Here is a 21903-nt window from a genome sequence, read left to right as displayed (position 1 = left end):
GATACGGCCCCGCGCCCCTAAAGACCACCGCGTACCCCCGATCGAGAGGTCCCCTATGCTCCCGGCACCCAAGCCTGAAATCCTCGCCGCATTCGAGAACGCCAAGGGATTCATGCCGGTCGGCGAAGGGCTCACCCTCTACTCCGCCGCCGTGGAAGCCGGAAGGCTCGGGCTGCCCCTGCTGGAGGTGGGGACGTACTGCGGGCGTTCCACCGTCCTCCTCGCCGATGCCGCCCGTGCGGCCGGTGTCACCGTGCTCACGCTCGATCATCACCGGGGCAGTGAGGAGCAGCAGCCGGGGTGGGAGTACCACGACCCGGAGACCGTCGACCCGGAGATCGGGCTGATGGACACGTTGCCCACGTTCCGCAGGACCCTGTACCGGGCGGGGCTCGAGGAGCATGTGGTGGCGCTTGTCGGACGGTCGCCGCAGGTCGCACGGGTCTGGGGCACTCCCCTCGGGCTCGTCTTCATCGACGGCGGTCACACCGACGAGCACGCGAACGCCGACTACGAGGGCTGGGCGCCCCATGTCGCCGAGGGCGGGCTGCTCGTCATCCACGACGTGTTCCCGGACCCGGAGGACGAGTTCACCGGGCAGGCCCCGTACCGCGTGTACCGACGGGCCCTGGAATCGGGTGCGTTCACGGAGGCGTCGGTGACGGACTCGCTGCGGGTCCTACGGCGTACCGGCACCGGCGTCTGAGATCAACCGGGCAGCCCGGCCAGCCACTCCGTCAGGTGCCGGTTGACCTCGGCGGGCCGTTCCTGCTGGATCCAGTGTCCGCAGCCCTCCAGGATGTGCGAGCCGCGCAGGCCGGGCAGGGTCGCCGGGTACGCGGCGATCGCGTCGGCCAGCCAGGTGGTGGAGGCGTCCAGGGAGCCGCCGAGGAACAGGGACGGCTGGGTGACGGGCGCGCCGTCGAAGTCGGCCAGATCCTCCCAGTCGCGGTCCATGTTCCGGTAGCGGTTGAGGGCTCCGGTCAGTCCCGTCCGCTCGAACTCCCCCGCGTAGACGTCGAGTTCGGCCTCGCTCAGCCAGGCGGGCAGCCCGGCCGCGACCGGCAGGCGCTCGCGCAGGGTGCCACCGGCCCGGCTCACGAAGTGCGGGTCGGGGGCGCCGGGTCCGGGCATGGTGCCGGCGGAGAGGGCGGCGTAGAAACCGGCGAGCCAGCCGCGTACGTCCGGTTCGATCTCGGCCTCGGCGCGGCCGGGCTCCTGGAAGTAGGAGACGTAGAACTCCTCGTCCCCGCCCATGCCGGCGAAGACCTCGCCGGGGCGCGGTCCGCCGCGCGGGGTGTAGGGGACGCTCAGCAGTCCTACGGCGCGGAAGACGTCCGGCCTGAGGAGGGCCGCGTTGGCGGCGATGCCCGCGCCCCAGTCGTGGCCGACGATCACCGCGGACCGCTCGCCGAGTGCGTGCACCACGGCGACGGCGTCCTCGACGAGGTCGAGCATGCGGTACGCCGACACGTTCTCGGGCCTCGACGAGCGGCCGTAGCCGCGTACGTCGACGGCGACCGCGCGGTGGCCGGCCGCGGCCAGCGCCGGGAGCTGGTGACGCCACGAGTACCAGGACTCCGGGAAGCCGTGCACCAGCAGGACCAGTGGTCCGGTGCCCTGTTCCACCAGGTGGATACGGCCGGCGGGAGCGGGAACGAGTCGGTGGACGGCGTCCTTGACCATGGTCATGAGTCCTCCGTGACGGGGGCTGGTCCACCGATCCTGCGCCCGGACCCGGCTCGCCGACGACTCTTGTTGCCGCTTCGGCAAACCGGCACAGTCCGACGGTTAGGGTGGCTCCCGTGTCGTACGTAGGTCCGGACTTCGATCCTCCGCAGCCCCGCCGTTCCCGTCGAGGGCCCCTGACCGTGGCGCTGGCCGCGCTGGTGCCAGGGGCGCTGATCGGGTGGTTCGTGTACGAGGCGGTGGGCGGGCCGGGTGACTCGGGCGGGGCGGCGGCCGGTTCGTCGGCGTCCAGCGCGCCCGTGTCCCCCTCGGGCACCGCCTCGAACGACGACAAGCCGCCGAACCCCAGACCCCTCAAGGGCAAGGTCGTCGTCATCGACCCGGGCCACAACATCACCAACTTCCAGCACACCGCCGAGATCAACCGCAAGGTGAACATCGGAACGAACTGGAAGGAATGCGACACGACGGGGACGTCGACCAACGCCGGTTACTCGGAAGCCCAGTTCACGATGGACGTGTCCTACCGGCTGAAGGCGCTCCTCGAAATGCAGGGCGCCACGGTGAAGTTGACCCACGAAGGCCACTCCCCGTCCTGGGGACCCTGCGTCGACCAGCGCGCCCGTATCGGCAACGACGCGCACGCGGACGCCGCGATCTCCATCCACGCGGACGGCGCACCGGCGGGCGACCGCGGCTTCCATGTGATCCTGCCCGCCTCCGTCCACGCCGGCGCCGCCGACACCCGTGCCATCGTCGCCCCTTCCGCCGCCCTCGGCCGGAGCATCGAGAGCGACTACCTCCACGCGACGGGCGAGCACCCCGCCAACTACGTCGGCGACGGCACCGGTCTCGTCACCCGCAAGGATCTGGGCGGTCTCAATCTGTCGACGGTTCCCAAGGTGTTCATCGAGTGCGGCAACATGCGCGACAGCAACGACGCCGCGCTGCTGACGAGCGGCGCCTGGCGCCACAAGGCGGCGCAGGGGATCTCTCAGGGGATCGTCAGTTTCCTGGCGGGCTAGGCGGTCTGACGGCACACCACCAGCGCCGTCCCGCCGTCCCCCACTCCCTCAGATCTCCCTCAGATCTGCCTCAAATCGATTGCACCAGCACATCCCGCTCTGATCCACTGATCTCGACCGAAGGCATTCGAAGCCTTCCCACTCACATCACGGGGGATCACTTGAAGCTCCAGACAGTTCGGTGCGGGGTCGTTGTCGCTTCACTGTCCGTCGGCCTGCTGGGCGTGACGGCGTCGGCGCAGGCGGCACCCGGCGCGGAGCATGTGAACGTCGCGAGCGTGAAGTCGGCCACGACCGTGGGCCCGTTCAAGCGGCTGATCAATGTCCACTCCGTCGGGACCTCGTGCGGCAAGCAGGTGATCGCCTCGGCTTCCGGGCGCGGCAAGATGACGCTGCGCATCGACGACACCCGCTCGGTCGGCACTGTGCTCTCGAAGCACATCGAAGCCTCCAAGGGCGTGATCAGTGCCGGCGTCGGCTGGGACGTGACGAAGTCGCACAGCATCACGGTGAGCGGTGCGAAGGAAGTACCGAGCGGCAAGTACGGCACCCTCGACGCCTACACCAAGTACGCCGTCAAGAAGTTCGATGTGCAGGAGTATCTCGACGGCCACACGTTCACCATCCAGAAGGGCAAGAAGGCCTACAAGCCGATCGGTGTCTGCTTCAAGTACACGCAGCGATAAGCGGCCGGTACACCCTCACTCGCACACGAAGCGGCTCGCCGGGACCTCTCCCGGCGAGCCGCTTCGTCGCGTCACAAACGCTCCCGCCCACGGCGCACGGCACGAGAAGGCAGCGCGAAGAATCGTGAGGGTCTTGCGCGGGTGACCAAGCCTGCTCCGTAGCGGCAGGCACCCGAACCCCGCAAGCGATACTGTCACCCGTACGATGAGAGGTCACCTACACGCCTCACACCGGGGCATGAGAGCCGCACGGTGACAACGACGCCTCCACCGATGACGAGACGACTGAGCTGAAGGACCTTGCTGAAGTGAATATCCGCTCCCTCACTCGAGGCGACGGCGTGGTGATCGGAGCAGCGGTGCTGCTGTTCATCGCGTCGTTCCTCGACACCTATGACAGCTCCGGCAGCAACATCCCCAACGCCTGGGACAACCTTGGCCTGGTCATGAGCACCTACGTCGGCGGCATCATCGGCGCAGCCTTGATCGTTCTCGCCCGTTCGCTCCCTCAGCCTCGCAAGGTCGTCGGTCTCGACCTCGGTCAGGTCGGCGTCTCGCTGACGGTCTTCGCCGCGTGGACCGCGTTCTGGACGATCATCGACCCGGTGGGGCCGTTCGACGAGTTGGGCTCGGGTGTCGACGCCGGCTCCGGTCTCATCTTCGGCCTGATCGCCACCCTGGTCCTGGCCGGTGCCGCCATCGCCACCCCCTTGGTGCCCGCGCTCCAGGTCGCCCTCATTCCGGCCCCCAAGCCCGTGGCCCCCGCGCCCTACGGCGCCCAGCCGCCCGGTGGTTACGGCTACCCGGGTGCCGGCGCCGGTGCGCCGCAGCCGACGTACGGCACGCCGCCGCAGCAGGCTCAGACGGCGCAGCCGTTCGGTCAGCCCCAGCCGCAGCCGACGCCCCCTCCGGGCGGGGAGTTCTCGCCGTTCTGGTTCGCCGTGCCGGTGGCCCGGCCGCTGTTCGGGGAGGACGGCTCGCCCTCGCCGATCGCCGAACTCGCGCCCGGTACCTGGTACTTGGCCGTCGAGCAGCGCGGTGCCGCGTTGATCGCGCAGACGCAGGACGGCCGTCGTGGCGTGCTGCAGGACACCTCCGGGATCCAGCGCGGCTGAGCCCCGCACCGTCTCCCACGGCCCCTCGCCCTTCCGGGTGGGGGGCCGTTGTCGTACAGTCGCAGCCGTCCCGTCGACTTGCTGACGATCCGTCAGATTGCTGACTGTGGAGGCGACATGCGGCTCGGTCTCGCACTCGGGTACTGGGGGCGCGGGCCCTCCGCCGACCATGTGCCGCTGGCCCAGGAGGCCGAACGGCTCGGCTACGACTCCGTATGGACGGCCGAGTCGTGGGGTTCCGACGCCTTCACTCCCCTCACCTGGATCGCCGCGCAGACCTCAAGGATCAAGCTGGGGACGGCCGTCGCGCAGATGGCGGCCCGCTCGCCGACCACCACCGCGATGCACGCGCTCACCCTCGACCATCTGTCGGGCGGCCGGATGATGCTCGGACTCGGGCTGTCGGGGCCGCAGGTGGTGGAGGGCTGGTACGGGCGGCCGTTCCCCAAGTCACCGCTGACCGCGACCCGGGAGTACGTCGAGGTCGTACGGCAGGTGCTGCGGCGGGAGGCGCCGGTCGAGGTGGACGGGCGGTTCCACGCGCATCCGTACCGGGGCGCGGACGGGACCGGGCTCGGCAAGGCGCTCAAGTCCATCACCCACCCCCTCCGCCCCGACCTGCCGATCCTGCTGGGCGCCGAGGGGCCGAAGAACGTGGCGCAGACGGCTCAAATCGCGGACGGGTGGCTGCCGTTGTACTGGTCGCCGAGTCGACCCGAGGTCTACGGCACGACCGACTTCCGCGACGGCTTTCTGGTGGCACCCATGACACAGGTGAAGGTCTGTGACGACGTCGCCGAAGGCCTGCTCCCCGTGAAGATGATGCTCGGCTTCTACATCGGCGGGATGGGGCACGCGGCCCGCAACTTCCACGCCGACCTGATGGCACGCATGGGGTACGAGGAAGAGGCCCGCCGGATACAGGAGTTGTTCCTCGGCGGGCACCGGGAGGAGGCCGTCCTCGCCGTGCCGGACGCGTTCGCCGACGAGATCTCGCTGATCGGCCCGCGTGAACGGATCGCGGAACGGCTGGAGTTGTGGCGCAAGGGCCCGGTGACGGACCTGCTGGCCCTTGCGCCCGACCCGCACACTCTGCGGGTGCTGGCGGAGCTCAACTCCTAGGAACCGACGGGGACTTAACCGCCCGCGAGTTGCCCTGCCGACGGCACCTTGTCGGACACCTCGGCGCCCGCGCTCTTCCCGGCGTCCTTGACCTTGTTGATGATGTCGTCGAAGGAACTCGCCGTCGCGTCCGTCGAGTCGCCCTTGCGGAGCTTGGACGGCAGATCCTTGAGGGAGTCGATGCCGGCGGTCAGCGGGGCGAGCGCCTTGGAGAGCGTGGGGTCGCCCTGGGCGTTCTTCTTGGCCGCCTTGAGCCGGTTGTACGCGAACGCGCCCGCGAGACCAGCCTTGACGAGGGCGAACCTGCGTCCGCTCGCGCCCTTCTTGAACTTGCCGGCCTTCCAGGGCTTCACGATCCACTGGTAGGTGGCACCGGCGGCGAGACCCGCGTTCGCGACGAAGCGGGTCTTGGCGAGCCTCTGGCGCTCGGCGGTGGTGCTCGGGCTCGGGGTGGCGGCGGCTGCCACGACGGCCGCGGTGTTCTGCGTGGCGTCCTCGGTGGCGCTGCCGCAGGCGGTGGCACCGGCGAGCAGGGCGCAGCACAGGGTGAGCGCCACGAAGAGGCGCCGTATCGGTACGGGCACGGAATCCTCCGGGGTTTTCCCCGAGTGGGTGTCCTTACCCCGGCAGCCTCACCCGGCCCGGGCGGTTGCGCCACCCGGGGGACGCCGTTCGGGTTTCACCGATGCCTGGTTTCCGCGCCGCCTGGTTTCAGCGCGGGCGGAGCGGCAACCCGGTTGGCATGTCCCCCTACCGACGTGGTTCGAATTCCGCCGGCAATGTCATCGTGATCATTGCCGACATCATGGCCCTCATCCTGGGGCTCTGGATCCTGATGTACCTGCTGGACGCCAACCGCGCGAACGACCTCGTGCAGTTCGTCCACCGCACGGCGGACTGGCTGGCCGGCTGGTCCCGTGACCTGTTCACCTTCGACGAGGCGTGGGCGCGGGTCGTGTGCGGCTATGGCCTGGCCGCGATCGTGTACCTGTTTATCGGGCATGCGATCGCCAACCGGGTACACCGTTCCTGAGGATTGGCGACTGCGGGCCGGTGGGGGCTGAGCGCGCAGTTCCCCGCGCCCCTAAAAGACACGGCGAGCCGGAGTTTTTAGGGGCGCNGGGAACTGCGCGGCCAGCCCCCACCGGCCCGCACTCAACAACAATCCGGATCCAGCCCCAAGGGCAAAAGCTCCGCCCCGAACACCGCGCACGTCGCGTCGTGGCCCCCAAGCGCCGCCACCGCGAGCAGCAACGACCCCGCAGTCCAAGTCGTCAGCTCGCGCGGCCACACCGCGTCGTCCTCGAAGACGTACCCCGTCCAGTACAGCCCGCTCTCCGCATCGCGCAGGTGCTGTATCGACTGGAGGATCTCCAACGCGCGGTCGGACTCGCCCAACACCCACAGCGCGAGGGCGAGTTCGGCGGACTCGCCGCCCGTGACCCAGGGGTTGGGGACGACGCACCGCACCCCGAGCCCGGGCACGACGAAGCGGGTCCAGCCTTCCTCCACGCGGGACTTGGCCTCCGTACCGGTCAGCGCGCCGCCCAGGACCGGGTAGTACCAGTCCATCGAGTAGCGGTCCTTGTCCAGGAACCGTTCGGGATGGCGGCGGATCGCGTGCCGCAGCGCGCCGACCGCCAACTCCCAGTCGGGCTGCGGCTCTTCGCGCTGTTCGGCGATGGCGAGCGCGCAGCGCAGCGCCTGGTGGATCGAGGAGGAACCGGTCAGCAGCGCGTCGGCCGTGTCCGTGCCGTCGGCGTCCCGCTTCCAGCCGATCTGCCCGCCCGGCTGCTGGAGCCGGAGGACGAACTCGACCGCCGCGTAGACCGTGGGCCACAGCCGGTCCAGGAACGTGTCGTCGCCGGTCGAGAGGTAGTGGTGCCACACGCCCACGGCCACGTAGGCGACGAAGTTGGTCTCGCGGCCCCGGTCGGTGACGTCGTGCGCGTCGCCGTCGGCGTAGGCCGCGTACCAGGAGCCGTCCTCGTTCTGGTGCCGGGCGAGCCAGGTGTACGCCCGCTCGGCGGCCTCGTGTTCGCCCGCCGCGTCCAGCGCCATCGCGGCCTCGGTGTGGTCCCACGGGTCGAGGTGATGGCCCCGGAACCACGGGATCGCCCCGTCCTCCCGCTGCACGGCGAGGATGCCGGCGACGGTCGCGGCGGCCTCCTCCGCGGTGAGGACCCCGGGCAGGACGAGGTGTTCTGTCCGGGGAGCGGTCACTTGGCTTCCGCCAGGGGGAGGTGCGGCTTGGTCGCGTAGGCCACGAAGCTCTTGCCGATCAGCGGGTTGAGCGCCTGTTCGGCGACCCGGGTGGCGAGGGGTTTCTTCATGATGTCCCAGACCAGGAGCTTGTGGTACGCCTGCACCGGCAGCGCCTTGTCGTTGTCCACGCCGAACGCGCACTTCAGCCACCAGTACGGCGAGTGCAGCCCGTGCGCGTGATGGGTGCCGTACGGCTGGAGGCCCGCCTCGCGGATCTTGGCGAGGAGTTCGTCCGCCTTGTAGATGCGGATGTGGCCGCCCTCGACCTCGTGGTAGGCGTCGGAGAGCGCCCAGCAGACCTTCTCGGGGCCGTAGCGCGGGACGGTGATGGCGATCCGGCCGCCGGGCTTCAGGACCCGCACCATCTCGGCGAGCACGCCCTTGTCGTCCGGGATGTGCTCCATCACCTCGGAGATGATCACGACGTCGAACGACTCGTCGGGGAACGGGAGTTGGAGCGCGTCGCCCTCCATCGCGGTCGCGGTGGCGCCGGCCGGGGCCTCGCCGGCCTCCTTCATCGCCGCGAACCACTTGGCGACCTCGCGGATCTCCTCGGCGTTCTGGTCGAGGGCGACGACCTGTGCCCCTCGCCGATAACACTCGAACGCGTGCCGCCCGGCACCGCACCCGAGGTCCAGGACACGGTCGCCAGGGGCGAGCGGGAACCGGGAGAAGTCGACGGTCAGCACGTGGCCCTGCTTTCGGGATAGACGCCGGTAACGCTGGTCGGAGAGGGGGATGGAGAGGTCGTACGGCCCGCGATCGCCTCGCGGTACCTGGCCGCCGTGCCCTCGGCGGCCTTGGCCCAGGTGAAGCGGGCGAGAACGCGTTCCCGGCCCGCCCGGCCGAGCCGTACCCGCAACTCCGGGTCGGCCAGCAGGCGGCTCAGGGCGGTCGCCAGCGCGCCCGGATCCCCCGGCGGCACCGCCAGGCACGTCTCGCCGTCGCGCCCGGCGACCTCCGGGATCGCCCCGCCGGTCGTCGCGACGAGCGGCGTCCCCGTGGCCATCGCCTCCGCCGCCGGGAGCGAGAAGCCCTCGTACAGCGAGGGCACGCACGCGACCTCCGCCGAGCGGACCAGGTCGACGAGTTCGGCGTCGGAAATGCCCTTGACGAACTCGACGGCGCCTTCGAGGCCGTAGCGCTCGACGGCCTGGGCGACCGGGCCCTCAGTGGGGCGTTTGCCTACGACGATCAGGTGGGCGTCGGGGTGTTCGGTGCGGACCTTCGCCAATGCCTCGACGAGGAACACGAGGCCCTTGAGGGGGACGTCCGCGCTGGACGTGGTGACGATCCGGCCCGGTACCTGGGGGACGGCGGGGTCCGGGGAGAACTGGTCGGTGTCGGCGCCGATGTGGACGACGTGGATGCGGTCGTCGCGGACGCCGAGGTGGTCGACGATCTCCTGGCGGGAGGTGCCGGAGACGGTGAGGACGGAGGGCAGACGGCGGGCGACGCGCTTCTGCATCCGCGTGAAGGCGTACCAGCGGCGCTTGGACATCCGTTGGCGCCAGGTCTCCGCCGCGTCAAGCTCCAACTGCCGGTCCACGGTGATGGGGTGATGGATCGTCGTGACGAGCGGCGCGCCGACATCCCCCAACAACCCGTAACCCAGCGTCTGGTTGTCGTGCACGACGTCGAACTCGCCGCGTCTGGCGCGGAGATGGCGGCGGGCGCGGAGAGAGAAGGTGAGGGGTTCCGGGAAGCCGCCGGTCCACATCGTCGCTACTTCGAGCGCGTCGATCCAGTCCCGGTACTCGTCGCGCTTCGGGGTGCGGAAGGGGTCCGGGGAGCGGTACAGGTCGAGCGAGGGCAGCTCGGTGAGGGAGATGCCGTCGTAGCCCTCGTCGAGGACCGGGTACGGCTGGGAGCCGATGACCTCGACGCGGTGTCCGAGGCGGGCCAGTTCGCGGGAGAGATGGCGGACGTAGACGCCCTGGCCGCCGCAGAACGGGTTCCCTTTATAGGTGAGGAGTGCGATACGGAGCGGTCGCTCGCCGTCGGCGGCCGAGTCCTCCTGGGGACCCGCCTGACTGGCCTCAGCGGTCACTCTGAGCCCCCTTCTGCCTGCACTGTCCCGCGAGATTACGCCGGGACGCTAATCTAGAACAAGTTTCAGACTTGATCGTCCAGGAGGTTCTGAATCTACCGGCCGGTACGGGCGCTGTGAGAAGTGGATCAGGTGATTCACACCACGGCCGAGACCCTGCCATGATCGGTCCGATCACCCGCCCTCACCGACAGTCACGGAAGCAGTCACGGAACGGGAGCCATGCCAGTGGAAGCCAAGCCCGAAGCCACTGCGCGGACCTCGCCGCCCCTCACCGAGCGGCAGGAGGCGCGCCGGCGCCGCATCCTGCACGCGAGCGCGCAGTTGGCGAGCCGGGGTGGTTTCGACGCCGTGCAGATGCGGGAGGTCGCGGAGTCCTCGCAGGTCGCGCTCGGCACGCTGTACCGGTACTTCCCGTCCAAGGTGCATCTCCTGGTCGCCACGATGCAGGACCAGTTGGAGCACATGCACGGCACGCTCCGCAAGAAGCCGCCGGGCGGCGAGACGGCGGCCGAGCGGGTCGCGGAGACCCTGATGCGGGCCTTCCGCGCGCTCCAGCGGGAGCCGCATCTCGCCGACGCGATGGTCCGCGCGCTGACCTTCGCGGACCGCAGCGTCTCCCCCGAGGTCGACCAGGTCTCCCGGCAGACCACGGTGATCATCCTGGACGCGATGGGCCTGGAGCATCCGACGCCGGAGCAGCTCTCCGCCGTCCGCGTGATCGAGCACACCTGGCACTCGGCCCTGATCACCTGGCTGTCGGGCCGCGCGTCGATCGCGCAGGTGAAGATCGACATCGAGACGGTGTGCCGTCTTATCGACCTCACGGATCCAGAGGCCGGCGACTGATCCCGCCGAGCGGTACACAACCTGTACCATGTCCACATGGGACTGAAGCGCACCAATGTGTACGCGGACGAGCAGGATCTCGCTCTGATCAAGGAGACCGCTGCTCGCAGAGGGATCTCGGAAGCCGAGATAATCCGCGAAGGCATCCACCGCATCGCGCTCTCCACTCGCGTTTGGGACGAGCCTTTCGTCACCGACGAGGAGACCTTTGACCTGGGTGGCCTCATCACCCGGGACGACGTTCGCGCCGCCGTGACCGGCGGATACGAAGCCCGCGAGCGGCGCAACGGAGACCGTGCCAAGTGATCGTTGTCGCCGATACGTCCGGCCTGCTCACTCTTTTCAACCGCTCCGATCCGGACCACGAGGCCGCACGGAAGTCGGCGGACCAGTGCAGCCTCCTGGTCGCCACCCCTCTCACCCTCACCGAGGTACATCAGGTCGCGACCAGCCGCGCCGGGCGTCGCGCGGCCGACGCCATCCTGGGGTCACTCTCCGCCCGGGTACGTCAGATGCGTCTCGTACTCGCCGACGTCACGCCCGACCTCATGGATGCCGCGCTGGCCGTACGCGCACGCTACGACTCGCTCGACCTCGACCTCGTCGACGCCGTGAATGTCTGCCTGGCCGCCGACTACGGCACCGACGCCATCCTCACCCGCGACCGGAGAGACTTCCGCACCGTGCGCCCGGTCGGCAGTGCTTTCACGCACTTCCGCATCCTGCCGGACGACGCCGACGGCTGACCCACTGTCCGCGCACGCTCCTCTTACTCCTCCGGCGGGAACACCGGCTCCCCGCTGCCCAGCAGCGTGATCATGATGGCCTCCACCGGGCAGCCCTCGGCCGCCGCGAGGATCCGCTCGTTGGCGTCGGTCTCCGGTTCGGCCGGGTGGGACTGCATGGCCGAGTCGAGGCGGAAGCGGTCGGGGGCCTGGTGGACGCACTGGGCCGAGCCGATGCAGACGGACCGGTCGACCTCGACCTGCCAGCGGTCGCCCATCGCCCGGTCACCCCTCCCAGCCGGCGGGCAGGTGGATCATCTTGTGTTCGAGGAACTCGGAGAAGCCCTCGGGCCCGAACTCCCGCCCCAGACCGCTGTTCTTGTAGCCGCCGAAGGGACCGAGCATGTCGAGGCTGAAGGTGTTGACGTTGTAGGTGCCGGTGCGGACCTGGCGGGCGATGTCGATGCCGTGGGCGATGTCGCCCGTCCACACGCTGCCGCTCAGTCCGTAGTCGGAGTCGTTCGCGATCTTCACGGCCTCGGTCTCGTCGCCGTACGGGAGCAGGCAGATGACCGGGCCGAAGATCTCCTCGCGGGCGATGCGCATCGAGTTGTCGACGTCTCCGAAGAGGGTCGGCTCCACGTACCAGCCGCGGTCGAGGCCGGGTGGACGGCCGCCGCCCGTAAGGATCTTGGCGCCCTCCTCCTGGCCGATGCGGATGTAGTCGAGGTTGCGCTGCTGCTGGCGCTTGGCGACCAGCGGGCCGACCTGGGTGGCCGGGTCGAGCGGGTCGCCGACGACGAGGGCGCTCGCCGCCGCCGCGAAGGCGTCCGCGAACTCGTCGTAGCGCGAGCGGGGTACGAGGATGCGGGTCTGGGCGACGCACGCCTGGCCGTTGTTCATCCAGGCCGCCGAGACGATGCCGGGGACGAACGTCGTGATGTCCGCGTCGGGCAGGACGATCGCCGCCGACTTGCCGCCCAACTCCAGTGTCACGCGGGTGAGATGACGGGCGGCGACCTCCATCACGCGCTTGCCGGCCGCGACCGAGCCGGTGAAGGAGATCTTGTCGATGCCGGGGTGTCCGACCAGGTACTCGCTGACCTCGCGGTCGGCGGGGAGGATCGACAGGACGCCGTCCGGCAGCCCCGCCTCCTTGGTGATCTCGCCCAACAGATAGGCGTCCAGGGGCGATTCGGGCGACGGCTTCAGGATCACCGTGCAGCCGGTGAGCAGCGCGGGCGCGAGCTTGGCGGCGGCCACGAACTGCGGCACGTTCCACGGCACTACGGCCGCCACCACGCCAACTGGCTCCCGCCGTACGAGGATCTTGCCGAGAACACCGTCGCGGTACTCCTCGTAGGTGAAGTTCTTCGCGACGGTGATCGCCGCGTCCCACACCATCATCGCGCCGAGGGCCTGCCCGAGGATGCTCCAGGAGTACGGCGACCCGTTCTCGGAGGAGATGACGCGGCCGATCTCCTCGTACCGGGCGGCGATCGCGTCCTTGATGCGGGTGACGACCGCGATCCGTTCGTCGAGGGTCATACGCGGCCAGGGCCCCTCGTCGAAGGCCTGGCGGGCCACGGCTACCGCGCGGTCCACGTCCTCCCGCGACGCGTGCGGGACGCGTCCGATGACCTCTTCCGTGTGCGGGGAGATCACCTCGATGACGTCCTTGCCCAGGGGATCGGTCAACTCCCCGCCGATGAACAGCTGTCGGTGTTCCACGAGCTCCGTCATGGCCGAACGCCTCCCCGGTCCCGCTGCCTGGATCGCTGTCTGACGATCCATCAGATACGAGGACTGAATACCAGTTCCGGTCGATGGAGTCCACGTATAGTGGCCGGAAGGCGGCGATTGGGGAGTCCATGACGTCCACGGGGCAGGTCCACGACCACGGCGGCGGTGTTCGTTCCATCGAAGTCCCCATCCCCGACAACCCACTTGGGACCACACTCGTCTACGTCGTCGACACCGACCGCGGCCCGGTCCTGGTCGACACGGGCTGGGACGACCCGACGTCCTGGGACACGCTCGTGACGGGCCTTGAGGCCTGCGGTACGCACGTCGGCGAGGTGCACGGCGTGATCGTCACCCACCACCACCCCGACCACCACGGCCTGTCCGGGCGGGTGCGCGAGGCGTCCGGGGCGTGGCTCGCGATGCACGCGGCGGACACGGCGATCGTCCGGCGGGCCCGCTCCACCGAACCGGGCCGCTGGCTGACGTACATGACCGCGAAGCTCGCGGCGGCCGGCGCTCCCGAGGAACACCTGGCCCCGCTCCGGGCGGCCCGCCCGCGCAGTGTCCCCGGCCTCGCGCCCGCGCTGCCCGACCGGGAGATCGTCCCCGGCGAACTCCTCGACCTGGCGGGCCGAAGGCTGCGCGCGATCTGGACCCCGGGCCACACGCCGGGCCATGTCTGCCTGCACCTGGAGGAGGACCACCCGGCCCAACTCCCGGGCCACGGCCGCCTGTTCTCCGGCGACCACCTCCTCCCCCGGATCACCCCGCACATCGGCCTGTACGAGGACCCGGACGACACGACGATCGCCGACCCCCTCGGCGACTACCTCGACTCCCTGGAGCGGATCGGCCGCCTCGCCCCCGCCGAAGTACTCCCGGCCCACCAGCACACCTTCACCGACGCGCCGGGCCGCGTACGGGAGTTGCTCACCCACCACGAGGACCGCCTCACCGGCCTCCTCACCCTCCTCTCCGAACCCCTCACCGCCTGGCAGGTCGCCGAGCGCATGGAGTGGAACCGTCCCTGGGCCCAAATCCCCTTCCCGTCAAGGAACATCGCGGTGTCCGAGGCGGAGGCGCACCTACGCCGACTGGTGAAACTGGGCCAGGCGGAGGCCATGACGGGGAGCGAGCCGGTGACGTACGTGGCGGTGTAATTCGGTCGTGGGGCGAGGGGCGCGGCTGGTACGAACAAGCCCATGGACCTGGACCCTTTGCAGCGACTGCTCTCCGAACGTGCCTGTGAGCGCGTGATCCTGGACTTCGTCCGCCGGCTCGATCTCGGTGAACCGTCCACCGTCGCCGGGCTGTTCACGGAGGACGGCCGCTGGGAGTGGCCGGAGGGGGACAGAGCGGTCGAGGGGCGGGAGGCGCTGCGGAAGTACTTCGGCGCCCGCCCGGCAGGGCGGCTCTCGCGCCGCCTGATGTCGAACGTCCTGGTCACCCTCACCTCCCCCGACACGGCGATCTCGACCGCGTACTTCACGACGTACCGCGTCGACGGCCACCACGGCGGCATGGTGACCGCCGCTCCCCCGGTCCAGGTAGGTCACTACGAGGACACCTTCCGCCAGGTGGACGGAAGTTGGCTGATCGGCACCCGGACCCTGTTCCTGCCGTTCGGCGGGCCCACCCCGCGTCACTGACTGCACCGTCACTGAGTGCCGGCCGCGTACGCGATTCCCTCGTCGTAGGTCATTGCCAGGCCCGCGCGGTAGCCGGTCGTGTAAGCGGCGTCGCCGAGGTGTTCGCGGACGCGGAGTTCGCAGGTGCGGCGGGTGGCGATCAGGTCCGGGGAGTCCATCTGGGCGCGGCCGGTGAGTTCCCAGAGGCGGGTGCCGATGCCCAGGAGGCGGGCGGCGCGGTGGGCGTCGCCCGCGGTGACGACGGCGGCGGCCAGGAGGTCCAGGGACATCGCGGCACCGACCGTGTTGTGCAGGAGGGCGTGGCCTGCGATGGACGTGCGGGCGCCGCTCGTCGCGGCGCGTATGTCGCCGCGCGCGAGGTCTGCCTGGGCTATCAGGTAGTCGGCGAAGGCCCCGCACCAGTACTCGCCCTGTTTCCGGCTCGCCGTGCGCACCTCGTCGGCGACTTCTCGGCCGCGTTCGAACTCGCCGCGCAGCACATGTGCGAGGGACAGTGCGAGCCGGGCCTGTAGTTGGGCGGCGCCGAACCCGTCGTCCTGGACGGGGAGTCGGGGTGCCGCGGCGAGGACGTCGATGGCCTCGGCCTGGCGGCCGGTGAGTGCCAGGTGGCCGCCCCTGAGGTAGACGGCGGCGACCTGGGCGACCGGGGAACCCTGTTCGCGGGCCGCGTCGGCGCAGCGCACCGCCCAGTTGGCCGCCGCCTCCTGGTCGCCCTGGAGGATGGCGACCGCGCCGCGCGACCACAGGGCGAGGGTGCGGCCGGGGCCGGGCGGCGACTCGGCGGCAAGGGCCTGGTCCAGGCAGTGCTGGGCCTCGCGGAGGTATCCGCAGTGCCGCCACAGGAAGCCGACGTGGCCCGCCATCTCCACCGCCGTGGACCACTTTTCGCCGTCCGGCTCGGCGAGCGCGCAATCAACCGCCGTGCGCAGATTGGCGTGTTCGGTCAGCACGCGCTCGCACCAGGCGACCTGCCGTCCGGTGTTCCACTCGGCGCAGCCCTCGCGGGCGAGGCGGGCGTAGTGGTCGCGGTGGCGTCGGCGTACGGCGCGTTCCTCGCCGAGGGCGTGCAGCCAGTCGGCGCCGTACTCGCGGACGGTGTCGAGCATCCGGAAGCGGGCCGAGATGACGGGGTCGGGCAGCACGATGGACTGCGCGACGAGCCGGTCGAGCAGAGCGGCGATCCGCTCCTGGGGCAGCGGTCCGCCCGCGCAGACCTGCCGTACGGCCGCCAGACAGAAGCCGCCGCTGAAGACGGACAGCCGCGCCCACAGCAGGCGTTCGAGCGGCGCGCACAGCTCGTGGCTCCAGCCGATGGCGGTGCGCAGGGTCTGGTGGCGGGGCGGGCGTTCGCCGGGGGCGGAGACGAGCAGGTCGAGGGGCGAGGAGGGGACAGGTGTGCCCGGCGGTGCGGACGGGTCCGGTAAGGACGGGAGTGCGGGCAGGCGTTCGCCGAGGCGGGTGTGGAGCTGGTCGAGGGTCAGCTCGGTGAGGCGGGCGGCGGCGAGTTCGAGGGCGAGCGGGATGCCGTCGAGGCGGCGGCAGACGGCGACGGCGGTGGCGCGCGCGGTCAAGTCGTCGTCGCGCAGGGGGCGTCCGGCGGCCGCGGCGCGCTCGGCGAAGAGGGCCACGGCGTCACCGGCGTCCTCGTCGGCACCGGGGCGGCCGTCCACCGGGAGCGGTTCGAGGTGGAGGACTTCCTCGCCGGGCAGTGCGAGGCGTTCCCTGCTGGTGAGCAGGACGCGCAGGCCGGGCAGGCGGGAGCGCAGTGCGGCGGTGAATCTCGCGCAGTCGGCGAGGACGTGTTCGCAGGAGTCGAGGATGAGCAACAGCCTTCTGCCGTGGGCCCATTCGGTGATGACCTCGATCACCGGGCGGGTCGACTGGTCGGCGAGCCGAAGGGTCTCCATGACGGCGAGATCGACGAGTCCCGAGGTGCGCAGGGGGGAGAGTTCGGTCAGCCAGACGCCGTCGGGGTAGGCGTCCCGGACCTGCGCCGCCGCGCGCAGCGCGAGCCGGGTCTTGCCGACCCCGCCGACCCCGACGACGGTCACGGGCCGGACCGGTCCCGCGCCCGGACCCCGGTCCGGGTCCAACGCGGCGCGCAGCCAGGCGAGTTCGGCGCGCCGCCCGACGAAACTGCGCGTCTCGGGCGGCAGATTCCCGGGTATCCCGGGCCCGTCGGAGTTCCCAGGGTTCCCGGGGGTGTTGGAGTCGCCTGGGTTCCCATGGTCAGTCCTGTCCGGCACGAGGCCAGTGTGTCCGTACGTCACCGGCTCCACGCGCCGGTCCCGGAACGCGGCCCACGGCTGCCCGCAAAAGTCGCCGCAGCAGCGGAACTTCCTCCTTTTTCGACCACTTTCCGCCCCTAGTACGACGAGTTGTGATCGAGAGCCGGTCAACTCTCCCGTGCCGCAGGTACGGAGCCGGGAATTCCGCGATCGTCGTGGAGTGAACGCGATGGACACGAACGCGCTGGACGGGGGACGCCGCTTGCTCGTCGCACCGGTCGGCTGCCTGCTGGCGGCCACGCCGGGGCTGCTGATCGGCCGGGTGCAGCCGATCCTGCCGCTGCTGGCGATCGGACCCCTGATGGCCGCCACCTTCCTGGGCGCCCGCCGTACGCTCCTGGTCTGCTGCTGGACGGTGCTGCTCGCGCTGGCGGCGGGGCTCGGCTCGGGGGCGCAGCTGAACGCCGGGTTCGCCGTCCGCTGGGGCGGGCTGCTGCTCGGCTGCGTGTGCAGCGTGTACGCGGCGAGACAGCGCGGCCGGCTGCGGGAACGGCTCGCGGAGGCGCGGGAGGTGGCCCGGATCACCCAGGAGGCGATCCTGCGGCCCGTCTCCCGCACCCTCTCCGGCACCCATGTCAGCACCCGCTACCACTGCGCGAACCGCGAGTCCTCGGTCGGCGGCGACCTGTACGACCTCGCGGTGACGCCGTACGGCCTGCGGGTGCTGGTCGGGGACGCGCGCGGGCACGGGCTCGACGCGCTGCGGACGGCGGCCGACACGCTCATCGGGTTCCGTGAACTCGCCTGTACGGCACCGGACTTGGCGACCCTCGCGAGGGCTCTGGACGCCCGGCTTGCGCCCGGTCTCGGCCCCGAGGACTTCGTCACGGCGGTGCTGGCCGAGTTCGGTCCCGGCGAGGTGCGGCTCGTCAACTGCGGCCATCCGGCGCCCCTGCGCTCCGGGCACCGGCTCGAACTCCTCGAACCCCGGGTCCCCGCACTGCCGTTGGGCCTGCGCCCGGACCCGCGGCAGTACCGGGTCCGCCTCCAGCCCGGCGACCGCCTCCTGCTCTACACGGACGGCCTCACCGAGTCCCGCGCCCTCGACGGCACCCCGTTCGCCCTGCTCACCGAGTGCGCGACGGCGTTGAGCGAACCGACGCCGGACGGGGCGCTGCACGCGCTGTACGACCGGTTGCTCGCGCACGCCGGCGGCCCGCCCACCGACGACCTGGCCCTCGTCCTGTGCCAGCCGACGGGAGTGGTGGCACCGGCCCCGGTCTGAGGCCGGCCCCGGATCAGCCCAACTTGACCAGCAGGTCGGCCAGTTCGGCCGGCTTGGTGACCATGCAGTCGTGGCCCGTCTCCAGTTCCCACACCTGGGCCGGGGTGCCGTTGGGCTGGATCGTGGGGACCGGCCGCCGCTCGAAGCCCTCCGGCTCGCTGCCCACGCAGTGGATGTGGGTGCGGGGGATCGAGCGCGCGGCCGGGTTGTCCAGCCGTACCGACTGCTGGAGACAGCGCGCCGACTGGTCCGAGAGCGTCGTCCGCAGCCAGGCGACGTCCGCCGGGTCGGTGACCCCGAACAGACCCCCGGGCGGCGGCAGTTCGGGCAGCGGCGGGATCCGCCAGCCGGTACCCGAACTCACCGCCATGTCGATCAGCACCTGCGTCACGGGCATGATGTCGAGCGCGCTCTCGCCGTCCTCCGGGACCATCGCGTCGAGGTAGACGAGTTGGGCGATTCGATCGGGGACCCGGTCGGCGGCCGACGAGACGACCAGCCCGCCGTAGCTGTGCCCGACGAGGACCACCTCGGTGAGATCCTCCTCCGTGATCAGCCCGACGACGTCGTCGACGTGTGTGTCGAGGCCCACTTCGGGGGCGAGCAGATGTGCCTTGTCTCCGTGGCCGGTCAGCGAGGGCGCGAACACCCGGTGTCCGGCCGCCGTCAGCAGCGGGACCACCCGCTGCCAGCTGTCTCCGCTGTGCCAGGCACCGTGCACCAGTAGGTATGTGGACATGGCTGTCGCTCCTCGCTGTGGTGGCGGGCGTCGCCGATCAGCGCGCCACCGGTGACGCTGCCGCCCGGCCCGCGCCCCAGCCAGGGCCCCCGCGCCCCTGGGGATGACAGGACCAGGCACGCGCGCGGCGGCCGAATTACAGTGCGGGGATGGCCGGTGAACCGAATCTGCTGGGCGAGTACGTGCGCGCCCGCCGCGAACTCGTCACCCCCGAACAGGCCGGTGTCCCCGCCCACGGGGTCCGGCGGGTGCCGGGCCTGCGCCGGGAGGAGGTCGCGCTGCTCGCCGGGATCAGCGCCGACTACTACCTGCGCCTGGAGCAGGGCCGCGACCGCAACCCCTCCGTGCAGGTCCTGGAGTCCATCGCCCGGGTGCTGCGGCTCGACGAGGACGCGACGGCCCACCTGCTGCGCCTGGGCGCCGCGCAGCCCCGGCGCCGCCGGCCCCGCCCGGTGAAGGAGACCGTGCCCGAGGGGATCGCCAAGCTCCTCGGCACGCTCCCGCTCCCCGCGCTGGTCGAGGGCCGCTACTTCGACGTCCTCGCCGCCAACTCCCTGGCGACCGCGCTGTCCCCGCGCTTCACGGCCGGGTCCAACCGGCTGCTGTCGCTGTTCCTCGACCCCGCCGAGCAGGCGCTCTACCCGTACTGGGAGGGCGCCTCCGGCGGCATGGTCGCCGCGTTCCGCGAGGCCGTCGGTCCCGACACGGACGACCCCCGGTTCATCGAACTGGTCGGTCAACTCTCCCTCGCCAGCCCTCTGTTCAGCCGACTCTGGGCCCGCCACGACGTACGGACCTGCGAGGCCGCGCCGAAGCGCATCGCCCACCCCCAGGTCGGCGACCTGGAACTGAACCGGGAGCGGCTGAGCATCGACGGCGTACCGGGCCAGACCCTCGTCGTCTACCACCCGGACCCCGGCACCGACGCCGCCGAGAAACTGGCCCTCCTCGCCTCCGCGACCCGCACACCGACGACCGGCCGTTCCCGCCGGTCCGAGGTGACCGGCTAGAACCGTGTGACGCGGGTCACCGCAGCGCGGTCCGTCCGGCGGACAGGGAAGGGTGTGGAGATCTCACTACGGGCCCGCGTGCGAGCCGGAGACCCCGACGCGTTCGGGCAACTCTTCGACGAGCACGCCTCGGTGGTCCACCGGCACGCCGTCCGGATGACCGGCGACTGGGGCACGGCCGACGACATCGTGTCGCTGACCTTCCTGGAGGCATGGCGGCTGCGCGAGCGCGTGCTGCCCGGCGACGACAGCCTGCGGCCGTGGCTGCTCGGTATCGCGACGAACGTCGCGCGCAACACCTCGCGGGCGGCGCGAAGACATCAGGCCGCGCTCGTCAGAATCCCGCCGCCCGACCCCGTGCCGGACTTCGCCGACGAGGTGACCCGGCGCATGGCCGACACCGAGGAACTGGCCGCCACGCAACGGGCGTTGAGCAGACTTCGCCGGGGCGAGCGGGAGGCGTTCACGCTCTGCGTGTGGGAGGGGCTGGACGCGGCCACGGCTGCCGCGGCCCTGGGCGTGGCCGTCGGCACCGTACGGTCCCGGCTCTCCCGCGCGAGGAAACGCCTGCGCAGGCTGACCGACCTCGAACTCGGCCAGGCACAGAAGCAGAAAAAAGCAGAGGAAACGCAACGCCCGGACCCGGTCGGACAGTCACCGGGTAGCCGCCGGCAGGCGGCTCGGTCCACATCCGAGTCCACGCAGGAGAAGACGCGATGAACACCGACCCCCAGGAACTGGCCGAGTTGCTGCCCGCCCCGGGCCGTCCGGTGCTCTCGCGGGACCGCCACCGCGTACTGAGGGAACACCTGATGCAGCACATCACCCACGAACACGACACCGTCCGCGAGCAGTCGGCCACGACCGGCACCGCACCCGGGCGCCCCGCCCGCCGACGCCTCGTTCTCGTCGCCGCGCCGCTGGCCCTCGCCGCCGCCGTGGGCCTGGGCGTGGTCGCGGTCGACAACGCGCGGGACGGCAAGGACGGCACGGCTGCCGCCGACGGCCATCAGAAGGCCGTACAACTGCTGGACCGGATCGCCCTGGCCGCCGCTTCCCGTCCCACGGTCACGGCACGCGACGACCAGTTCATCTACACCAAGTCCCAGGGATCGGCGGCCGAGTTGGGCGTCGACTTCAGCAGCGCCGCCGAACTCGCGGGTCACAAAGGGCTGTTCACGCCGAGGCCGTACAACGGGGCCGTACGGCAGGAGCAGTGGGACGCGGTGGACGGCAAGCGGGACGGGCTGCGGAAGGGCGTCGCGGTCGCCGACCCCACCCAGAAGATGTCCATGGACATGAAAGGCGCCGGATATCTGACCTTCCGGCAACTCCAGGCCCTGCCCACCGACCCCGACGCCCTGCTGAAGAAGTTCGCCGGCGACGCCTCGGACGTATCGGCGGCCCGCCGTACGGAAGTCGTCGTCGAGAACCTCGGCGCCGTCGTCGACGAGGCCACCCTGCTGCCCGACCTCAGTGCCGGGATCTACCGTGCCATGGCCAAGCTCCCGGGCGTGAGCGTCGTCGACCACGTCAAGGACGCGGCGGGACGGGAGGGCGTCGGCCTCACGTTCAAGAACGCCCCGAAGGGCTACGCCTGGGTCTTCGACTCGTCGAGCCTCGTCTATCGCGGCACAACTGACGCCGCTCTCCTGGGAGTTGGCGTCACGGACCAGGCGGGTGAGGTGCCGGCCGGTTAGCCTGCCGGTACGACACATCG

At 70.8% G+C, this 21903-nt stretch carries 24 protein-coding genes; 15 read left to right on the top strand and 9 right to left on the bottom strand.

The window, feature by feature from the left end:
• The first annotated feature begins 55 nt into the window (after window positions 1-55).
• Window positions 56-706: a class I SAM-dependent methyltransferase gene (locus tag JHN45_RS25360; protein WP_201050752.1), complete on the top strand. Its 651-nt coding sequence runs from the start codon at window positions 56-58 to the stop codon at window positions 704-706.
• 2 nt (window positions 707-708) lie between these two features.
• On the opposite strand, the gene JHN45_RS25355 is transcribed toward JHN45_RS25360, so the two are convergent.
• Window positions 709-1692, bottom strand: a complete 984-nt coding sequence (locus JHN45_RS25355; protein WP_201050751.1) for an alpha/beta fold hydrolase — start codon at window positions 1690-1692, stop codon at window positions 709-711.
• A 113-nt stretch (window positions 1693-1805) separates the two neighbouring features.
• On the opposite strand from JHN45_RS25355, the gene JHN45_RS25350 reads away from it, so the two are divergent.
• The 4 genes from JHN45_RS25350 (at window position 1806) to JHN45_RS25335 (ending at window position 5637) form a co-directional block, all read left to right on the top strand.
• On the top strand, window positions 1806-2714 hold the full coding sequence (locus JHN45_RS25350; RefSeq protein ID WP_201050750.1) for an N-acetylmuramoyl-L-alanine amidase: 909 nt from the start codon (window positions 1806-1808) through the stop codon (window positions 2712-2714).
• Window positions 2715-2875: 161 nt separating this feature from the next.
• Complete coding sequence (locus JHN45_RS25345; protein ID WP_200716229.1) at window positions 2876-3400, top strand: hypothetical protein; 525 nt, start codon at window positions 2876-2878, stop codon at window positions 3398-3400.
• 308 nt (window positions 3401-3708) lie between these two features.
• Window positions 3709-4515, top strand: a complete 807-nt coding sequence (locus JHN45_RS25340) for a DUF5336 domain-containing protein (RefSeq protein WP_201050749.1) — start codon at window positions 3709-3711, stop codon at window positions 4513-4515.
• Between the two features lie 117 nt (window positions 4516-4632).
• Window positions 4633-5637 (top strand): LLM class F420-dependent oxidoreductase, encoded by a 1005-nt coding sequence (locus JHN45_RS25335; RefSeq protein ID WP_200716231.1) that lies wholly within the window; start codon window positions 4633-4635, stop codon window positions 5635-5637.
• Window positions 5638-5651: 14 nt separating this feature from the next.
• On the opposite strand, the gene JHN45_RS25330 is transcribed toward JHN45_RS25335, so the two are convergent.
• Window positions 5652-6221: a hypothetical protein gene (locus JHN45_RS25330; protein ID WP_200716232.1), complete on the bottom strand. Its 570-nt coding sequence runs from the start codon at window positions 6219-6221 to the stop codon at window positions 5652-5654.
• A gap of 158 nt (window positions 6222-6379) precedes the next feature.
• On the opposite strand from JHN45_RS25330, the gene JHN45_RS25325 reads away from it, so the two are divergent.
• Window positions 6380-6670, top strand: a complete 291-nt coding sequence (locus tag JHN45_RS25325) for a hypothetical protein (RefSeq protein ID WP_200716241.1) — start codon at window positions 6380-6382, stop codon at window positions 6668-6670.
• A gap of 122 nt (window positions 6671-6792) precedes the next feature.
• Here the strand turns inward: JHN45_RS25325 and JHN45_RS25320 are convergent, their stop codons facing one another.
• From JHN45_RS25320 to JHN45_RS25310, 3 genes are read right to left on the bottom strand one after another with little or no spacing between them, the layout of a single operon-like run.
• Window positions 6793-7860, bottom strand: coding sequence for a prenyltransferase (locus tag JHN45_RS25320; RefSeq protein ID WP_201050748.1), 1068 nt, complete (start codon window positions 7858-7860; stop codon window positions 6793-6795).
• A complete protein-coding gene (locus tag JHN45_RS25315; protein ID WP_200716234.1) occupies window positions 7857-8591 on the bottom strand; it encodes a class I SAM-dependent methyltransferase in 735 nt (244 codons plus the stop codon). Before JHN45_RS25315 ends, JHN45_RS25320 begins: the two co-directional genes overlap by 4 nt.
• Window positions 8585-9952, bottom strand: coding sequence for a glycosyltransferase family 4 protein (locus JHN45_RS25310; protein WP_201050747.1), 1368 nt, complete (start codon window positions 9950-9952; stop codon window positions 8585-8587). Before JHN45_RS25310 ends, JHN45_RS25315 begins: the two co-directional genes overlap by 7 nt.
• A 222-nt stretch (window positions 9953-10174) precedes the next feature.
• On the opposite strand from JHN45_RS25310, the gene JHN45_RS25305 reads away from it, so the two are divergent.
• From JHN45_RS25305 to JHN45_RS25295, 3 genes are read left to right on the top strand one after another with little or no spacing between them, the layout of a single operon-like run.
• Window positions 10175-10801 carry a TetR family transcriptional regulator gene (locus JHN45_RS25305; protein ID WP_200716236.1) on the top strand — a complete coding sequence of 209 codons (627 nt, stop codon included), beginning with the start codon at window positions 10175-10177 and terminating at the stop codon, window positions 10799-10801.
• Between the two features lie 36 nt (window positions 10802-10837).
• The gene (locus tag JHN45_RS25300) at window positions 10838-11107 is read left to right on the top strand and encodes a CopG family transcriptional regulator (RefSeq protein ID WP_200716237.1); all 270 of its coding nucleotides are present in this window, start codon (window positions 10838-10840) and stop codon (window positions 11105-11107) included.
• Window positions 11104-11547 carry a type II toxin-antitoxin system VapC family toxin gene (locus tag JHN45_RS25295; RefSeq protein WP_200716238.1) on the top strand — a complete coding sequence of 148 codons (444 nt, stop codon included), beginning with the start codon at window positions 11104-11106 and terminating at the stop codon, window positions 11545-11547. The genes JHN45_RS25300 and JHN45_RS25295 overlap by 4 nt, the downstream gene beginning before the upstream one ends.
• 23 nt (window positions 11548-11570) lie before the next feature.
• On the opposite strand, the gene JHN45_RS25290 is transcribed toward JHN45_RS25295, so the two are convergent.
• Both JHN45_RS25290 and JHN45_RS25285 read right to left on the bottom strand, forming a co-directional pair.
• Window positions 11571-11804 (bottom strand): ferredoxin, encoded by a 234-nt coding sequence (locus JHN45_RS25290; protein WP_019067177.1) that lies wholly within the window; start codon window positions 11802-11804, stop codon window positions 11571-11573.
• 7 nt (window positions 11805-11811) lie between these two features.
• Window positions 11812-13269, bottom strand: a complete 1458-nt coding sequence (locus JHN45_RS25285; protein ID WP_201050746.1) for an aldehyde dehydrogenase — start codon at window positions 13267-13269, stop codon at window positions 11812-11814.
• 128 nt (window positions 13270-13397) lie between these two features.
• On the opposite strand from JHN45_RS25285, the gene JHN45_RS25280 reads away from it, so the two are divergent.
• Both JHN45_RS25280 and JHN45_RS25275 read left to right on the top strand, forming a co-directional pair.
• Complete coding sequence (locus JHN45_RS25280; protein ID WP_201050745.1) at window positions 13398-14432, top strand: MBL fold metallo-hydrolase; 1035 nt, start codon at window positions 13398-13400, stop codon at window positions 14430-14432.
• Window positions 14433-14474: 42 nt separating this feature from the next.
• Complete coding sequence (locus JHN45_RS25275) at window positions 14475-14921, top strand: nuclear transport factor 2 family protein (protein ID WP_201050744.1); 447 nt, start codon at window positions 14475-14477, stop codon at window positions 14919-14921.
• An 8-nt stretch (window positions 14922-14929) separates the two neighbouring features.
• On the opposite strand, the gene JHN45_RS25270 is transcribed toward JHN45_RS25275, so the two are convergent.
• Window positions 14930-17167 carry an NB-ARC domain-containing protein gene (locus JHN45_RS25270; protein ID WP_307783193.1) on the bottom strand — a complete coding sequence of 746 codons (2238 nt, stop codon included), beginning with the start codon at window positions 17165-17167 and terminating at the stop codon, window positions 14930-14932.
• Window positions 17168-17378: 211 nt separating this feature from the next.
• On the opposite strand from JHN45_RS25270, the gene JHN45_RS25265 reads away from it, so the two are divergent.
• Window positions 17379-18434, top strand: coding sequence for a PP2C family protein-serine/threonine phosphatase (locus JHN45_RS25265; RefSeq protein ID WP_200712956.1), 1056 nt, complete (start codon window positions 17379-17381; stop codon window positions 18432-18434).
• 13 nt (window positions 18435-18447) lie between these two features.
• Here the strand turns inward: JHN45_RS25265 and JHN45_RS25260 are convergent, their stop codons facing one another.
• Window positions 18448-19173 (bottom strand): alpha/beta hydrolase, encoded by a 726-nt coding sequence (locus tag JHN45_RS25260; protein WP_200712957.1) that lies wholly within the window; start codon window positions 19171-19173, stop codon window positions 18448-18450.
• Between the two features lie 149 nt (window positions 19174-19322).
• Between JHN45_RS25260 and JHN45_RS25255 the strand changes: the two genes are divergently transcribed.
• From JHN45_RS25255 to JHN45_RS25245, 3 genes are read left to right on the top strand one after another with little or no spacing between them, the layout of a single operon-like run.
• The gene (locus tag JHN45_RS25255; RefSeq protein WP_201050742.1) at window positions 19323-20183 is read left to right on the top strand and encodes a helix-turn-helix domain-containing protein; all 861 of its coding nucleotides are present in this window, start codon (window positions 19323-19325) and stop codon (window positions 20181-20183) included.
• Window positions 20184-20237: 54 nt separating this feature from the next.
• Window positions 20238-20903 (top strand): RNA polymerase sigma factor, encoded by a 666-nt coding sequence (locus JHN45_RS25250; RefSeq protein ID WP_201050741.1) that lies wholly within the window; start codon window positions 20238-20240, stop codon window positions 20901-20903.
• A complete protein-coding gene (locus tag JHN45_RS25245; protein ID WP_201050740.1) occupies window positions 20900-21883 on the top strand; it encodes a CU044_5270 family protein in 984 nt (327 codons plus the stop codon). Before JHN45_RS25250 ends, JHN45_RS25245 begins: the two co-directional genes overlap by 4 nt.
• The last annotated feature ends 20 nt before the right edge of the window (window positions 21884-21903 follow it).

Origin of the sequence: Streptomyces sp. MBT53 (genome assembly GCF_016654115.1) — a bacterium.
Taxonomy (GTDB): Bacteria; Actinomycetota; Actinomycetes; order Streptomycetales; family Streptomycetaceae; genus Streptomyces.
The sequence above is the reverse complement of the archived record's forward strand: the minus strand, read 5'-3'. Positions and strand labels throughout refer to the sequence as shown.

Bases quoted from the DNA above. Each gene is read 5' to 3' on its own strand.
- JHN45_RS25360 (WP_201050752.1), top strand. From the start codon at position 56: ATGCTCCCGGCACCCAAGCCTGAAATCCTCGCCGCATTCGAGAACGCC.
- JHN45_RS25355 (WP_201050751.1), bottom strand. From the start codon at position 1,692: ATGACCATGGTCAAGGACGCCGTCCACCGACTCGTTCCCGCTCCCGCC.
- JHN45_RS25335 (WP_200716231.1), top strand. From the start codon at position 4,633: ATGCGGCTCGGTCTCGCACTCGGGTACTGGGGGCGCGGGCCCTCCGCC.
- JHN45_RS25325 (WP_200716241.1), top strand. From the start codon at position 6,380: ATGTCCCCCTACCGACGTGGTTCGAATTCCGCCGGCAATGTCATCGTG.
- JHN45_RS25305 (WP_200716236.1), top strand. From the start codon at position 10,175: ATGCCAGTGGAAGCCAAGCCCGAAGCCACTGCGCGGACCTCGCCGCCC.
- JHN45_RS25300 (WP_200716237.1), top strand. From the start codon at position 10,838: ATGGGACTGAAGCGCACCAATGTGTACGCGGACGAGCAGGATCTCGCT.
- JHN45_RS25290 (WP_019067177.1), bottom strand. From the start codon at position 11,804: ATGGGCGACCGCTGGCAGGTCGAGGTCGACCGGTCCGTCTGCATCGGC.
- JHN45_RS25285 (WP_201050746.1), bottom strand. From the start codon at position 13,269: ATGACGGAGCTCGTGGAACACCGACAGCTGTTCATCGGCGGGGAGTTG.
- JHN45_RS25280 (WP_201050745.1), top strand. From the start codon at position 13,398: ATGACGTCCACGGGGCAGGTCCACGACCACGGCGGCGGTGTTCGTTCC.
- JHN45_RS25275 (WP_201050744.1), top strand. From the start codon at position 14,475: ATGGACCTGGACCCTTTGCAGCGACTGCTCTCCGAACGTGCCTGTGAG.
- JHN45_RS25265 (WP_200712956.1), top strand. From the start codon at position 17,379: ATGGACACGAACGCGCTGGACGGGGGACGCCGCTTGCTCGTCGCACCG.
- JHN45_RS25260 (WP_200712957.1), bottom strand. From the start codon at position 19,173: ATGTCCACATACCTACTGGTGCACGGTGCCTGGCACAGCGGAGACAGC.
- JHN45_RS25255 (WP_201050742.1), top strand. From the start codon at position 19,323: ATGGCCGGTGAACCGAATCTGCTGGGCGAGTACGTGCGCGCCCGCCGC.
- JHN45_RS25245 (WP_201050740.1), top strand. From the start codon at position 20,900: ATGAACACCGACCCCCAGGAACTGGCCGAGTTGCTGCCCGCCCCGGGC.